Consider the following 13792-nt stretch of genomic DNA (forward strand, 5'->3'; position numbering starts at 1 on the left):
CCGTCCGTCACCCGGGGCCGGGAGAGGAACGGGTCAGCTCGGCGGCCAGGCGGCGCAGGGCCGTGCGGTTGGCGCGCCGCATCACGGTCCGCACCACGGGCGCCAGCAGCCGGTCGGCGAGCGGAGCGCGCCGCCAGGCGTAGGTGAACGTGACGCGGCTCGCGCCGCCGCCCAGCGGCTCGACGGTGTAGGTGCCCTGGGCCAGCCGCCGGCCGGCCGCGCTTACGTTGCGTTCGACCAGGCGCCGCGGTGCGTCCGCCTCGACGGTCTCGATGGTCACCTCGGTCCTCGCGCCGGCCAGTGCGGCGGTGACCGTGGCGCGCGACCCGACACCCCGGGCCGGGCCGTCGCAGCGCCAGCCGGAGAGGTAGTGGTCGGTGAAGCGCTCGTGGTGCGCCATGACCTCGAGGAAGTCGTAGACCTGTTCCGGCGTTCGCGGCACGTCGATCGACACAGTGACAGGCTGCATGGGCCCACCGTAGCGGCGGGCCGGGCCCGCGGATACGGTCACGACGCGACGGATGCGCCGGCCGGCCCCTCCCCGGAAAACGATCGAGGGCCGCTCCCGGATTGCTCCGGAACCGGCCCTGACCCGCGACTCCTACGAGTCGGGACGACAGGATTTGAACCTGCGACCCCTTGACCCCCAGTCAAGTGCGCTACCAAGCTGCGCCACGTCCCGACGCGCTCACGTGCGGTGACCCGCGTGATCGCGTGAACGTCACTTTACCGCACGCCGGGGGCCGCGCCGAAGGGGGCGCTCGGACGGGGCGGGCGGCGGGGGGCAGAATCGCACCATGAGCAGCACACCCTCCGGCCGGGCGGCCGGCCCACGTGACCGGGACAGCGAGGGGCGGGCGCGCAACGCCCGGCCCCGGGACGGCCTGGGGCGCCCCCTGCCCTACGGCGCGGAAGGGGTGCCCCGGCAGCCCGAGGGCGTGGTCCGCACGCCCGCGGAGACGGTCGTGGAGGCTCAGGAGCTGCTGGACACGGGCAGGCCGTTCCACGCGCACGAGGTGTTCGAGGACGCCTGGAAGTCGCGGCCGGCGCGGGAACGCGGTCTGTGGCGCGGGCTGGCCCAGCTGGCGGTGGGGCTGACCCATGCCGCCCGCGGCAACGTCACCGGCGGCGCCCGGCTGCTGCGGCGCGGAGCGGGCGCGGTGCGGGAGTGGAGGGCGGACACGGGCGAGCGGGAGCCGCACGGCCTCGACCTGGCCGGTCTCGTCGCCTGGGCGCAGGACCTGGCCGCCGCCGTGGAGAGCGGGGCGGCGGACCCCGTGGACGCGGCCGAGCGGGCACCCCGGCTGAGGCGCGGGGCGTAGACGGACGGGATCGGGGGACCACGGCACAGCGGGGCGGAAGGGCGGCGGGCGACGGCCGGGGGGCCTGTGGGCCGTACGTCTGGCCGGGCGACCGGCGGGTGCGGGCCGGGGTGGCCGGTGTGCCCCCTGCGTGGAGGCGGCGGTGGCCGGTGCCTGCCTGCGGGCGGGGTGGCCGGTGTGCCGGGGGCCGGCCGGGGCGTCGGGTCGGCGGCCCGTGCACGGAGGCGGATGGCCGGTGCGGTGAGGCGGGGTGGCCGGTGCGTGCCTGCGGGCCACGTAGCGGGGTGCCGGCGGGCCGGCCGGGGCGTCGAGTCGGCGGCCCGTGCACGGAGGCGGATGGCCGGTGCGTGCCTGCGGGCCGGGTAGCGGCGTGCCGAGGGGCGGCCCGGGCGTCGGGGCCGGGTGGCCGGTGCGGGGTTCGTCGGCGGCCTGCGGCAGACTCGGGGGGCGTGCGGAAGATTCACGTCATCGGTATCGGTGCGGGCGACCCCGACCAGCTCACCCTGCAGGCGGTCAGGGCGCTGCGCGACACGGACGTGTTCTTCGTCCTGGACAAGGGCGAGGTGACGGCGGACCTGGTGCGGCTGCGCCGCGACATCCTCCGCACCCACCTGCCGGCGGGCGGGTACCGGGTGGTGCAGGCGCGGGACCCGGAGCGGGACCGTGCCGCGACGGGCGCGGCGTACTCCCCGGCGGTCGGGCAGTGGCGAGGTGCCCGCGCCGGCGTCTACGAGCGACTGATCGCCGAGGAGCTGGGTGACGACGCGACCGGCGCGTTCCTGGTCTGGGGCGACCCCGCGCTGTACGACAGCACGCTCGGGATCCTCCAGGAGGTGCTGGCGCGCGGGTCGGTCGCCTTCACGTACGACGTCGTGCCCGGCATCAGCAGCGTCTCCGCCCTGGCGGCCCGCCACCGCACCGGGCTGAACCGGATCGCCCGTCCCGTGCAGATCACCACGGGCCGGCGGCTCGCCGAGGGGTTCCCGGAAGGTGTGGACGACGTGGTGGTGATGCTCGACGCCCACCGGACGTTCCGGCGGTACGCCGACCAGGACATCGACATCTACTGGGGCGCGTACCTGGGCACCCCGGACGAGCTCCTGGCCAGCGGCCCCATCGCCGAGACCGCCCCGCGCATCGAGCGGCTGCGGGCCGAGGCCCGGGAACGCAAGGGCTGGATCATGGACACGTATCTGCTGCGCCGCAGGCCGAAGGGGTAGGGGCGCCCGGGGCGGGAGCGGTGTGGCCGTCCGGGTGCCGCCGGGGCGTGCCGCGGCCCACCTCGTGCTCGGCCAGGGTGCCCACCTCCCAGCCGGCGTCGCGGCAGGCGGCGACCAGGCCGGGCAGGGCGCCGAGCGCGGCCTGCCAGCAGCCCGGGGCCGAGGCGTGGTCCGTGTCGTGCAGGAGGACCGTGCCGCCGCCGCGCAGGTCCGCCCCGACGCAGGCCCGCACGGTGTCCGCGGTGGCGTCCGCCGTCCAGTCCCGGCCCCAGGCCGACCACAGCACGGGCCGCAGCCCGAGGCGCCGGGCGGCCGTCCAGCGACCCGCGGTGAGGATGCCGTAGGGAGGGCGGTACCACAGGGGCCGGCGGCCGGTGAGGTCGTGCACGACGCGGACCGCGCGCGCGGTCTCCCGCAGGTCGCGGCCGGGGGCGGGCAGCCACGGGCGGCTGTGGGTCCAGCCGTGCACGCCGAGTTCGTGGCCGCGCGCGGTGAGGGCGCGGGTGAGCGCGGGGTGGCGGGCGGCACTCTCCCCGAGCACGAAGAAGGTGGCGCGCACGCCGAGCCGGTCCAGGGCGTCCAGGAAGTACGGCGTGGTCGCGGGGTCGGGGCCGTCGTCGAAGGTGAGGGCGACGTGGTCGGGCCTGCCGTGGCCGGCCAGGCGCGGGAAGCAGCGGGAGCGCAGGCGCGGCAGCCAGGTGGCGGCGGGGACGATGTGCGCGGCCGCCACGGCGGCCGGCACCGCGAGGGCCGCGGCCGTGAGCGGCGGGACACCCGTGGCCCGCGCGCGGGTGCCGACGGCCCCGGTCCCGCGCCGTCCTGTTCCCCGGTCGCCCACCCGGCTCACCCGAACCGTGCGGCCAGGCGCCGGTACAGGCCGGGCGCGGCGCCGCGGACCCGGCCGGGCAGCCGGGTCCAGCCGGGAACGTAGACCTCGTCCCGCCCGCGCGTGACCGCCTCCCAGACGGCGTCGGCGACCCGGGCGGCCGGGACGGGCCTGGGACGCGACCGGCGGTACGGTACGCCGCGGCGGTCGAAGAACGGGGTGTCGACCACGCCGGGCACCACGTGGCTGATGCCGACGCCGGTGCCGCGCAGTTCGTAGCGGACGGCGTCGGCGAAGGCGCCCAGGGCGGCCTTGGCGGCGGAGTAGACGGCCTCGTCGCGCACCCCGACCGTCCCGGCCAGGGAACCGATGATGACCACCCGGCCGGCGCCCTGCCCCACCATGTGCGGCAGCAGCAGTCGGACCAGGTGCACCGTGGCGAGCACGTTGACGTCGAACACCTCGTCGATGGCGGACTGCGGCATCGTGCTGAACGGTCCCGCCCAGCCGATGCCGGCGCCGGCCACCAGGAGGTCGACCCGGCCGACGCGGTCGAGTGCGAACTCGGCGAGCCGGCGCTCGGCCCCCGGCCCGGACAGGTCCGCCGGATAGGCCAGCGCGGAGGTGCCCCGGGCGACTTCTTCGAGCCGTGTGTGGTCCCGCCCGTTGAGCACCATCCGCCAGCCGCCCTCGGCCGCGAGCCGCCGCGCGACGGCCGCGCCGATCCCGGAGGAGGCGCCGGTGACCAGCGCGCCCCCGCCCGTGGGCGTGCCGTCGGCGCTTCTGCGGCGCTCGGCGCCCCGCGTCGCCGGTGCCTCGGCGCGGATCCCGGAGCCGGACCGTACGCGGGAAGGGGCTTGGGTCATGGGGGCGCACCTCTGGATCGACGGGCCCGGGGCCGCCGTGCGGCTCCGGTGGTCCGGGACGGCCGTGCCGGGCGTGGAGTATCCCGGTGGCCGGGTCCGAAACGCGGGACGGGCTGGGGCGTGTCGGTTCGTTTGACTGCGGTGGGTGAGGGTTACTCACTTCCAGTGTCGTCCGAATCGCCCGCGCCGCCACCGCTGCCCGCCGCCCGGGGTCCCGTGACCGGGGCCGGGCGGGACCCCTCGGCCGCCCCGGGGGCCGGCCCGGCCGCCGCCGGCGGCCCCGTCCCCGGCGAGGGCTCCGTCACCGGGGCGGGGCGGCTGCTCGTGGTGAGCGCCAGCATGGGCTCCGGGCACGACACGGTGGCCGCGGAACTGGCCCGCCGGGCCCGCGCCGCCGGCGGCCGGGCCGAGGTCGTCGACGTGCTGGAGCTGCTGCCGTACGGCCTGGGCGCGGGGCTGCGCGCGGGCTACCAGGGCGCCGTCCGGCACTGTCCGTGGGTCTACTCCGGTGTCTACGGCCTCTTCCTGCGGCCCGGTCCCCGGCCCCGGCCGAGCGGCACGCCGCTGGCGCGGCTGGCGGGGGACGCGCTGATGGCGCTGGTGCGCGAGACGTCCCCCGACGTGGTGGTGCCGGTGTTCCATCTGGCTGCCCAGCTCACCGGGCATCTGCGGGCGCGCGGGACGCTGCGGGTGCCCAGCGCGGTGGTCGTGGTCGACTTCGCCGTGCACCGCCAGTGGCTGCACCCGGGCAACGACCTGCACCTGTGTCTGACGGACGGGGCCGCGCGGGAGGTGCGCCGGGGCCTGGGCCGTCCGGCGCGGGCGACGGGGCCGGTGGTGGACCCGGCCTTCTTCGCGCGGGGGGCGGGGGCGGCCGAGTGGCGGGACCGGTTCGCGCGGCAGGCGCCCGGGCGTCCGGCGGTGCTGGTCTCCGCGGGCGCCTGGGGGGCGGGTGCGCGGCTGCCGCGTACGGCGCGGCTGCTCGCGGCGCACGGCTTCCTGCCCGTCGTGCTGTGCGGGCGCAACGAACGGCTGCGGCGGGCCCTGTCCGGTGTTCCCGGTGTGCTGGCCCCCGGCTGGGTGACGGACATGCCGGAGCTGCTGCACGCCTGTGCCGCGCTGGTGGACAACGCGGCCGGGCAGACCGCCGTCCAGGCGCTCGCCGCGGGCCTGCCGGTCGTCGGGTACCGGCCGCTGCCGGGGCACGGGGCGGAGGGCGTCCGCACGATGGCCGCTCTCGGGGTGTCCGACCTCGCCGGGGACGAGACCGGCCTGGTGCGGTCCCTGGCCCGCCTCACCGCGGAGGGTCCGCAGCGGGAACGGCGGATCGCGGCGGGGCGCGCACTGTTCGGGACGGACGCGCTGACGGAGGTCGTACGCCTGCGCGGGTGACCGGAAGTCCGACTCCGCGCCCCCGCTCTACCGGTCTTCCTTACGCGCGGTCGCTCTCACGCCGTCGTCGTCCCGGTCCCGCCGGAACGGACCCGGTCCGGGCGAATCGTGCGGTCCACGTTCCGCGGTCCTCGGCCCCCTCGCCGGTGGCGGCGGCGAACCAGGCGCCGAGGACCTCCTCGGGCAGGGGCTCGGAGATCGGCCGCGGGCCGAGGGCCGGGAACGCCGGCGCCGCTCCAGCGGCGCGCGCCGCCCACCGTCTACGCGTCGGTGCACAGGACTCCGGGGACGCCCGGCACCTTGCTCACGGCGACCGACGCGCCCGTCCGGGTCCGGCGGCACACGACCGCCCGGCCGCTGCGCGCAGCCCGGCGGCGAGGGCGTGGGCCACGGGTTCGGCCGTCCGAGGAGGCGGAGAGCCGCACGCCCGGCGGGCTACGCCTGGAACAGGGTCATGCCGAGCAGGAGGGCGCAGACGAACAGGGCGGCCGCGCCGACGACGGCGACCAGGCGGGAGTGGCGCCGCAGCGAAGTGCGCAGGCCGGGACGGCGCGGGGGCACCCGGTGGACGGTGGTGTTCCAGCCGGTGTCCGCCCCCGGGACCTGCGGGTGCGCGGCGCGGCCGGGTACCGCCCGCCCGGGGGCGCCCGGGTGGGGCTCGGCGGCGGGATAGGGCTCGTGGGCGAGGCCCGGCCGCTCGGGCGGCAGCGGTTCCGGTGCGCCGCGCCAGGCGCCGCTGCGGAACCAGTCCGCCGCCTGCCGGGCCGTGGGCCGCTCCTCGGGGCTCTTGGCGAGCATGCTCAGCAGGTACGCCTCGAACGCGGGGGGCAGCGCGGCACCGCGCTGGTGCGGGGGTACGGGCGGGGAGTCGACGTGCTGGTACAGCAGTCCGGTGGCGGTGTCCGACTCGAACGGCGGGCGGCCCACGGCCAGTTGGTAGAGGACGCAGCCCAGCGAGTACATGTCGGAGGCCGAGGACGCCGGGGTGCCGATGGCGCGTTCGGGCGCCAGGTACAGTCCGGTGCCGACGATCTGGCCGGTCGTGGTGAGGCCGGCCGACGGGTCGTCGACGAACCGCGCGATGCCGAAGTCGCCGATGCGGACGGTGCCGTCGCGGTCGCTCAGCAGATTGCCGGGCTTGATGTCGCGGTGCACGATGCCCTGGGCGTGCGCGGCGGCCAGGCCCTCGGCCGCCTGCTCGGCCACCTGGGCCAGCCGCTCGGGCGTGAGCGGGCCGCCGGCGGACAGTTCCCCGGAGAGGCTGTCACCGTCCACCAGTTCCATGACGAGGAAGCAGCGGTGCTCCCAGGTGCCGAAGTCGAGCGTGCCCACCACATGGGGGTGGTTGAGCCGGGCGGAGGTCTGCGCCTCCAGCCGGAAGCGCGCCTCGGCCGAGGCGTCTGCCAGGTCGCTCAACAGCAGTTTGACCGCGACGGGCCGGCCGAGCACCTCGTCCTGGGCCCGCCAGACCTCGCCCATCCCGCCCCGCCCGATGACCGCGTGGAGCCGGTACCGATCCGCCACCAGCACCTGTAGACCGCCCTCAATCCCCGTAGCCACCAATGTCCCCGCAATCCCCCCGCACGAGCCCCGCCCCGCGGGCGGGCACGGCCGCAGCCGGGCACCGCTTCCGGGGCGCGGCAACCGGCCCATCTTAACGATCACTTGGCCTTCCGCCGACCGGCGTCTTACCTACGGCGACGGCCGGCGGATCACGACCATCGTGATGTACGGGGCCCTTACGGGTGAAAAGCGGAACATCCCACTTCGTACCAGTATGTAGAACTGATCATGTATGTCATCGTCGCCGTGACCCGCTGATCCACTCAGGAAGGGTGAGGACGACCTTGGACCCACTGACCTGGCTGCTCATCCCACTGGCGACCGCGATCATGGCGGCCCTGTGGGGCTGTTGCGCGGGGCGCACCCGGCGCGCCGACGACTGGACCAACGTGCAGCGCTACGACCGCCTGCGGGCGGCCCTGGCCCGCGCGACCGCCTCGGCCTCCACCACCCCGTCGGTCCCCTGCCGCTGACGGGGTCCCCGGGGCCGGTCCGCCGGATCGGGCCCTAGGGCGCGTTTCGAAAGTCCCGCCTGCCCCGCGGCGCCTGGCACGCGCGCTCGCCGCGTTGTCGGGATCGTCCACGTACGCCCGGTACGAGGACGAATCAGCCCGAGACCCACGCTGAACGGCACCTTGGAGACGTTGACGATCAGGAAGAAGAAGGCCGACGTCCCGAGGAAGCCGAGCTTGCGGAAGCCGGCCGAGAGCAGGTACAGCGACATCACCGGGCCGCCCGCGTTGGCGACCATCGTGGTGAAGCCGCCGAGGACACCGTAGGAGCGGGCCTTGAGGCGGCCGGCGCGGGTGGTGACCGCGCCGGGTTCCTCCTGCTGCTCGGCCGCTCTGCGCCGCACCACCGTGACGGCGGCCATCAGCAGCAGGATGGCACCGATCGAGATCCGCACGGCCCCGTCGTCGGCCCGCAGCAGGAACAGGGTGCCGACGACCACTCCGGCCGCGACCGCCGGGAACAGCCGCCACAGCGTGGGCCAGTGGGCGTGCCGCCGGTAGGTCAGTACGGCCAGCACGTCTCCGGCGATCAGCACCGGCAGCAGCACCCCGGTCGAGGCGCGCGCCGGGAGGACGGCCGCGAAGATCGCGAGGCTGACCGTGTTGGCGCCGCTGACGGCGGTCTTGGAGAAGCCGACCAGCAAGGCCGCGCACGCGAGCGCGGCGAAGGCCCGGCCGGACAGGTGCCACAGAGTCATCGTGTCCATGCGGAGACCGATGGTAGGTCCGGGCGGGATCCGGCCGTAAGCGGCGTCTCGCCAGGTGGTCCCGCGGCCTGCGGGACGCGGGCGACCGAGGTGAGTGATGTGGGGGCGTGACGGAAGCTCAGACGACCGGTGCGCCGGCAGCGGACCGCTCGCGTCCCGCCGTCACGCCCTCGCCGTCCCGCTTCCCCGCCCGCCGCCCTCCGTCAGGCGTACCGCGCCCGCAGTTCCCGCTTGAGCACCTTCATGCTGGGCCCGAGCGGCAGCGCGTCGGTGAACTCCACGCGGCGCGGGTACTTGTGGCGGCCCAGCCGCTCCTTGGCCCACGCGGTGACGGCGGCCGCGTCCGCCGTGGCGCCGGGGGCCGGGACGACGACCGCGCACACCTCCTCGCCGTGCAGTTCGTCCGGCAGGCCGATGACGGCCACCTGGGCGACGTCGGGGTGGCGCAGCAGCACCTCCTCCACCTCGCGCGGGTAGACGTTGTAGCCGCCGCGGATGACGACGTCCTTCTTGCGGTCGACGATGCTGAGGAAGCCCTCGTCGTCCTTGGTGCCCAGGTCGCCGGTGCGGAACCAGCCGTCGACCAGCGCCTCGGCGGTGGCCTCGGGGCGGCCGAGGTAACCGGAGAAGACGTTGTGGCCGCGGACGACGACCTCTCCCAGTTCGCCCGGGGGCAGGAGTTCGACGCGGTCCTCGGTCTCGGCGCGGGCGATCTCCACGTCCACGCCCCACAGCGGGTGGCCGATGCTGCCGGGCTTCGCACCGAACACCGGCTGGTTGACGGCGGCCGCCGGGGAGGTCTCCGACAGCCCGTACCCCTCGTAGATCTTCGCCCCGAACGCCGCCTCGAACCGTTCGAGCACCGCGACCGGCAGTGAGGCTCCGCCGGACACGCACACGCGCAGCTCCGGCAGGACGTCGGCGCCGGCCGCCGCGGCGGCCAGGGAGACGAACATCGTGGGCACGCCGTGGAAGGTGTTGACGCCCTCCTTCACCATCAGCTCGATGGCGCGGACCGCGTCGAAGCGGGGCAGCAGGACGAGGGTCGCCCCGGCCCGCCAGGTGGAGTTCATCGACACCGTCTGCCCGAAGGCGTGGAAGAGCGGCAGCGCGCCGAGCGCGATGTCGTCGGGGCGGATGTCGTTGGCGTCGAAGGCGTTGACGGTGGCGTTCATCACCAGGTTGAAGTGGCTGAGCACGGCACCCTTGGGGACGCCGGTGGTGCCGCTGGTGTAGAAGACGACGGCCGGGTCGTCGGCGGCCCGGGTGGTGTAGGACGCCAACGGCTGCGCGCCGGCCGCCAGTGCCTCCAGCTCGGCGCCGAGCGTGACGACCCTCACCCCGGCGGCGCGGGCGGCGGCCGTGCCGGTCTCCGCCTGCGCCGGATGGCACAGGAGCAAGGCGGCGCCGCTGTCCTTCAGGACGTGCTCGGCCTCGGCCGCCGAGAGCAGCAGGTGGACGGGGACGACGACCGCGCCGGCCGCCGCGATCGCGTAGTACGCCTGCGGGAACTCGGCGGTGTTCGGCGCCATCAGGGCGACCCTGTCACCCGGCCGGATCCCGAGCCCGGCGAGCGCCCCGGCCTGCGCCAGGGCCCGCTGCCACACCTGCGCGAAGGTGAGCCGCAGGTCGCCTTCGACGAGGGCGGTCCGGTCGGGGCGGCGCCGGGCGTTCTCGGCGAGGATGGCGGCGACGGAGAGGGTTGCCATGGGGGGACTTCCTTCAGGTGCGGCTTCGTTGCTGCGGTGGGGGCTGCTTCTTCCGGCGCGGGGGTACGGCCGGTTTCGTTGCCGCGCCGGGGGATTCCGGCACGGCGGCGTGCCCGGGGCCCGGGAGACGTGCTTGCCGGCCGGGCGGGTCTAGGGACGCTCGACTAGCAGGGCGCTGCCCTGTCCCACGCCCACGCACATCGTGGCGAGGCCGCGGGCCGCGCCGGTGCGGTCCATGCGGTGCAGCAGCGTGGTGAGGATGCGGGCGCCGGAGCAGCCGAGCGGGTGGCCGAGGGCGATGGCGCCGCCGCTCGGGTTGACCAGGTCCTCGTCGATGCCGAGCTGGTCGACGCAGGCGAGGGCCTGGGCGGCGAACGCCTCGTTGAACTCGGCCTCCTCGATGTCGCCGATCCCCCATCCGGCGCGGGCCAGCGCCTTGCGGGTGGCGGGGACGGGGCCGATGCCCATGACGTCGGGGTGGACCCCCGCGGAGGCGCCGGCGACGTAGCGGCCCAGGGACCGCAGGCCGAGGTCGTTCAGCGCCTCCTCGCTGACCAGGAGGAGACCGGCGGCTCCGTCGTTCATCGGGGAGGCGTTGCCCGCCGTGACCGTGCCGTCCGCGCGGAAGACGGGCTTCAGCCGGGCGAGCTTGTCGTAGGAGGTGTCCTCGCGGATGCACTCGTCGCGGTCGACGACCGTGCCGTCGGGGCGCTTCACGGGGAGGAGTTCGGCGTCGAAGTGACCGTCGGCGCGTGCCTGGGCAGCGCGCCGGTGGCTGCGCAGCGCGAACGCGTCCTGGCGGTCGCGCGCGACGCCGTACCGCGCGGCGACCTCCTCGGCGGTCTCGCCCATGGAGAGCAGCGCGTGCAGGTCCTTCATCGCCGGGTTGACCAGGCGCCAGCCGAGCCGGGTGTCGTACGTCTCGATGCGGTGCGGCAGCGCCTCGTCCGGGCGGGGCAGCACGAAGGGGGCGCGGCTCATCGACTCCGAGCCGCCCGCGAGCACGATGTCGGCCTCGCCCGCGGCGATGGTGCGTGCGGCGGCGGTGACGGCCTCCAGGCCGGAGGCGCAGAGCCGGTTGACGGTGGCGCCGGGCACGGACTCGGGGAGCCCGGCGAGCAGGGCGGCCATCCGGGCGACGTTGCGGTTGTCCTCGCCGGCCTGGTTGGCGGCGCCCCAGTAGACGTCGTCGACGCGGGCCGGGTCGAGGGCGGGCACGCCGTCGACCAGGGCGCGGATCACCGCCGCGGCGAGGTCGTCGGGGCGTACGGAGGACAGGGTCCCGCGCAGCTTGCCGATCGGGGTGCGGCGGGCGGCCGCGAAGTGGACGGGACGCACGGCAGGACTCCTCGAAGGGCTCGTGGGGCCGGACGGGACGCGCGGGGTCACCGCTCGCTCCCGGACGACCATTAATTAGCACTGCTAGTTTCGGACTATAGACCGCGGACCGGCCCGCTGGGAAGATCCCCTCCGGGCCCGCCGACGCCGCAGGAGGAGACATGGCCGACACCCGCGAGCACGTCCTCACCGGAACCCGGGGCACCCTGTGCGTCCACGAGTGGCCGCACCCGCGCCCGCGCTTCCTCGCGGTGCTCGTCCACGGCTACGGCGAGCACGCCGGGCGCTACGCGGAGGTGGCGGACGTGCTCCGCGGGCTCGGCGCGGCCGTCCACGCGCCCGATCACGTGGGGCACGGGAAGTCGGCGGGCGAGCGCGTGGTCGTCGAGGACTTCGAGGACGTGGTGAGCGACGTGCACGCCGTGGCGGACCTCGCCCGGTCCGCGCACCCGCGCCTGCCGCTGGTCCTGGTCGGCCACTCCATGGGCGGCCTGATCGCGGCCCGCTACGCCCAGCGCCACGGCGACGAGTTGACCGCGCTCGTGCTGTCCGGCCCGGTCATCGGCGCCTGGGAGCTGCCCGGGCGGCTGCTCGCCCTGGACGAGATCCCCGACCGGCCGATCAGTCCGGCGGCGCTCTCCCGGGACCCGGCGGTCGGCGCGGCGTACGCGGCGGACCCGCTGGTGTGGCACGGTCCGATGAAGCGGCCGACGGTGGAGGCGTTCGCGCGCACCCTGCGGACCGTCGCGGACGGCGGTGACGTCGGCCGGCTGCCCGTGCTGTGGCTGCACGGGGACGACGACCGGCTGGTGCCGCTCGCCGGGAGCCGGGCCGGTGTGGAGAGGCTCACCGGCGGTCCGGCCGGGGCCGGCGGCGACCTGACCGAGCGGATCTATCCCGGCGCACGGCACGAGGTGTTCCTGGAGACCAACCGGGCGGAGGTCTTCGCGGACGTGACGGCCTTCCTGGACCGGGTCCTGCCCCGCTGAGGACCGCCCACGGGGGCGTCGTGGCCGGGACCGTCCGCGGGGGCAGGTGTCCGGTTTGCGGGAGCACGCGCCGGGCACCCGACCGGTACCGCCAAGACGACCCCACGAGGGAGAACCACCGCATGACTGTCGTGAAGAGCACGATTCCCGAGTCGGCACGCCAGGTCACCGGGGAGGCACTGCAGAGCACCCTGGTGGATCTTCTCGGGCTCTCCTTGATCGGTAAGCAGGCGCACTGGAACATCGTGGGACCCCGTTTCCGCTCGATCCACCTGCAACTGGACGAGGTGGTGGCGGCGGCCCGCGAGTTCGCCGACACGGTCGCGGAGCGCTCCTCGGCGCTCGGCCTGCCGCCGGACGGCCGTCCGGAGACGATCGCCTCCGCGTTCACGCTGCCGGGCCCGAAGGACGGCTGGGTGCGCGACACCGACGTCGTCGAGGTGATGATCGAGGCCCTGGAGGCCGCCATCGCCCGGCTGCGCGAGCGCATCGAGGTGACGGAGAAGCCCGACCCGGTCACCCAGGACCTGCTGATCACGATCACCGCCGAGCTGGAGAAGCAGCGGTGGATGTTCGCCGCGGAGAACGTCTCCCGCGACGACTGAGCCTCGAGGGCCAGGGGCCACGATGAGTGCGGCCACCCGTGCCGCCCGCGCGCCCGGCGCCGGGGAGCGGGACGAGAAGGACGACCGGCGAGCGGAGGCGGTGCTGCGGGAGCTGGTCGGGCGGCACGGCGAGACCTTCGCGCAGGAGGCCGGCATCACCCTGAAGAACACACCGCAGCCGCTGTACCGGCTGCTGGTGCTCGCCGTGCTGCTCAGCGCCCGCATCCGCGGGTCGGTGGCCGTCGCGGCGGCCCGGGAGCTGTCCGGCGCCGGACTGCGCGACCCGCACCGCATGGCAGCCGCCGGCCGGCGGGCGCGGGTGGACGCGCTGGGCCGCGGCGGCTACCGGCGCTACGACGAACGCACCGCCACCCAGCTGGGCGAAGGCGCCGAGCTGGTCACCGGACGCTGGGGCGGTGATCTGCGCCGCCTGCGCGGGGAGGCCGACGGCGACGTGGCGGCGCTGCGCCGACTGCTGCGGGAGGTACCGGGGCTCGGTCCGGCCGGCGCGGACATCTTCCTGCGGGAGGTCCAGGGCGTGTGGCCCGAGGTCGCACCCTTCCTGGACGCCAAGGCACTGTCGGGCGCCGAACGCCTCGGCCTGCCGTCCGACCCCGGCCGGCTGACCGCCCTCGCGGGCGGCACGGGCCCGGAGGTCCTCGCGGCGGCACTCGTGCGCGCGGCGCTCGACAAGAAGGTGGCCGGCTCAGTCGGCTGACCCGGCCGCCCCGGCCCCGGACGGG

General features: G+C 75.9%; 13 protein-coding genes and 1 tRNA gene. 6 read left to right on the top strand and 8 right to left on the bottom strand.

From position 1 onward, the window contains the following. Window positions 1–7: 7 nt before the first annotated feature. Entirely contained in the window at window positions 8–469 is a 462-nt protein-coding gene (locus IG64_RS36275; protein WP_037864559.1) for an SRPBCC family protein, read from the bottom strand. Window positions 470–608: 139 nt separating this feature from the next. Continuing rightward, window positions 609–682: transfer RNA gene (locus IG64_RS36280), tRNA-Pro, on the bottom strand. A 115-nt stretch (window positions 683–797) separates the two neighbouring features. On the opposite strand from IG64_RS36280, the gene IG64_RS36285 reads away from it, so the two are divergent. Both IG64_RS36285 and cobF read left to right on the top strand, forming a co-directional pair. Continuing rightward, complete coding sequence (locus tag IG64_RS36285) at window positions 798–1322, top strand: DUF309 domain-containing protein (protein WP_037864562.1); 525 nt, start codon at window positions 798–800, stop codon at window positions 1320–1322. A gap of 449 nt (window positions 1323–1771) precedes the next feature. Then, window positions 1772–2542: a precorrin-6A synthase (deacetylating) gene (cobF, locus tag IG64_RS36290; protein ID WP_037864565.1), complete on the top strand. Its 771-nt coding sequence runs from the start codon at window positions 1772–1774 to the stop codon at window positions 2540–2542. Here cobF and IG64_RS36295 read toward each other — a convergent pair. Together IG64_RS36295 and IG64_RS36300 are read right to left on the bottom strand one after the other, a co-directional pair. Continuing rightward, window positions 2502–3284, bottom strand: coding sequence for a polysaccharide deacetylase family protein (locus IG64_RS36295; RefSeq protein ID WP_051813786.1), 783 nt, complete (start codon window positions 3282–3284; stop codon window positions 2502–2504). The genes cobF and IG64_RS36295 overlap by 41 nt on opposite strands. 101 nt (window positions 3285–3385) lie before the next feature. Next, window positions 3386–4234, bottom strand: coding sequence for an SDR family NAD(P)-dependent oxidoreductase (locus IG64_RS36300; protein ID WP_037864567.1), 849 nt, complete (start codon window positions 4232–4234; stop codon window positions 3386–3388). A gap of 165 nt (window positions 4235–4399) precedes the next feature. On the opposite strand from IG64_RS36300, the gene IG64_RS36305 reads away from it, so the two are divergent. Further along, window positions 4400–5626, top strand: coding sequence for an MGDG synthase family glycosyltransferase (locus IG64_RS36305; protein WP_420710052.1), 1227 nt, complete (start codon window positions 4400–4402; stop codon window positions 5624–5626). Window positions 5627–6061: 435 nt separating this feature from the next. Here IG64_RS36305 and IG64_RS36310 read toward each other — a convergent pair whose 3' ends face one another. The 4 genes from IG64_RS36310 to IG64_RS36330 all read right to left on the bottom strand — a co-directional run bounded on the left by IG64_RS36310 (window position 6062) and on the right by IG64_RS36330 (window position 11455). Continuing rightward, on the bottom strand, window positions 6062–7150 hold the full coding sequence (locus tag IG64_RS36310) for a protein kinase domain-containing protein (RefSeq protein ID WP_420710053.1): 1089 nt from the start codon (window positions 7148–7150) through the stop codon (window positions 6062–6064). Between the two features lie 436 nt (window positions 7151–7586). Further along, window positions 7587–8408, bottom strand: coding sequence for a sulfite exporter TauE/SafE family protein (locus IG64_RS36320; RefSeq protein ID WP_234438734.1), 822 nt, complete (start codon window positions 8406–8408; stop codon window positions 7587–7589). A gap of 203 nt (window positions 8409–8611) precedes the next feature. Next, on the bottom strand, window positions 8612–10117 hold the full coding sequence (locus tag IG64_RS36325) for a long-chain-fatty-acid--CoA ligase (protein ID WP_037864576.1): 1506 nt from the start codon (window positions 10115–10117) through the stop codon (window positions 8612–8614). A gap of 150 nt (window positions 10118–10267) precedes the next feature. Next, the gene (locus tag IG64_RS36330; protein WP_037864577.1) at window positions 10268–11455 is read right to left on the bottom strand and encodes a thiolase family protein; all 1188 of its coding nucleotides are present in this window, start codon (window positions 11453–11455) and stop codon (window positions 10268–10270) included. Window positions 11456–11616: 161 nt separating this feature from the next. On the opposite strand from IG64_RS36330, the gene IG64_RS36335 reads away from it, so the two are divergent. The 3 genes from IG64_RS36335 (at window position 11617) to IG64_RS36345 (ending at window position 13767) form a co-directional block, all read left to right on the top strand. Next, a complete protein-coding gene (locus IG64_RS36335; RefSeq protein WP_037864579.1) occupies window positions 11617–12444 on the top strand; it encodes an alpha/beta hydrolase in 828 nt (275 codons plus the stop codon). 122 nt (window positions 12445–12566) lie between these two features. Further along, window positions 12567–13049, top strand: coding sequence for a Dps family protein (locus tag IG64_RS36340; protein WP_037864580.1), 483 nt, complete (start codon window positions 12567–12569; stop codon window positions 13047–13049). A 22-nt stretch (window positions 13050–13071) separates the two neighbouring features. Continuing rightward, window positions 13072–13767: an endonuclease gene (locus tag IG64_RS36345; RefSeq protein ID WP_234438735.1), complete on the top strand. Its 696-nt coding sequence runs from the start codon at window positions 13072–13074 to the stop codon at window positions 13765–13767. Window positions 13768–13792: the final 25 nt, after the last annotated feature.

The organism is Streptomyces sp. NRRL S-340 (assembly GCF_000720185.1).
In the GTDB taxonomy this organism is placed as follows: Bacteria; Actinomycetota; Actinomycetes; order Streptomycetales; family Streptomycetaceae; genus Streptomyces.

What these genes read in the sequence shown, in the direction of transcription:
- IG64_RS36275 (WP_037864559.1), bottom strand. Translation starts at nt 469, where the DNA reads ATGCAGCCTGTCACTGTGTCGATCGACGTGCCGCGAACGCCGGAACAG.
- IG64_RS36285 (WP_037864562.1), top strand. Translation starts at nt 798, where the DNA reads ATGAGCAGCACACCCTCCGGCCGGGCGGCCGGCCCACGTGACCGGGAC.
- IG64_RS36300 (WP_037864567.1), bottom strand. Translation starts at nt 4,234, where the DNA reads ATGACCCAAGCCCCTTCCCGCGTACGGTCCGGCTCCGGGATCCGCGCC.
- IG64_RS36320 (WP_234438734.1), bottom strand. Translation starts at nt 8,408, where the DNA reads ATGGACACGATGACTCTGTGGCACCTGTCCGGCCGGGCCTTCGCCGCG.
- IG64_RS36325 (WP_037864576.1), bottom strand. Translation starts at nt 10,117, where the DNA reads ATGGCAACCCTCTCCGTCGCCGCCATCCTCGCCGAGAACGCCCGGCGC.
- IG64_RS36335 (WP_037864579.1), top strand. Translation starts at nt 11,617, where the DNA reads ATGGCCGACACCCGCGAGCACGTCCTCACCGGAACCCGGGGCACCCTG.
- IG64_RS36340 (WP_037864580.1), top strand. Translation starts at nt 12,567, where the DNA reads ATGACTGTCGTGAAGAGCACGATTCCCGAGTCGGCACGCCAGGTCACC.
- IG64_RS36345 (WP_234438735.1), top strand. Translation starts at nt 13,072, where the DNA reads ATGAGTGCGGCCACCCGTGCCGCCCGCGCGCCCGGCGCCGGGGAGCGG.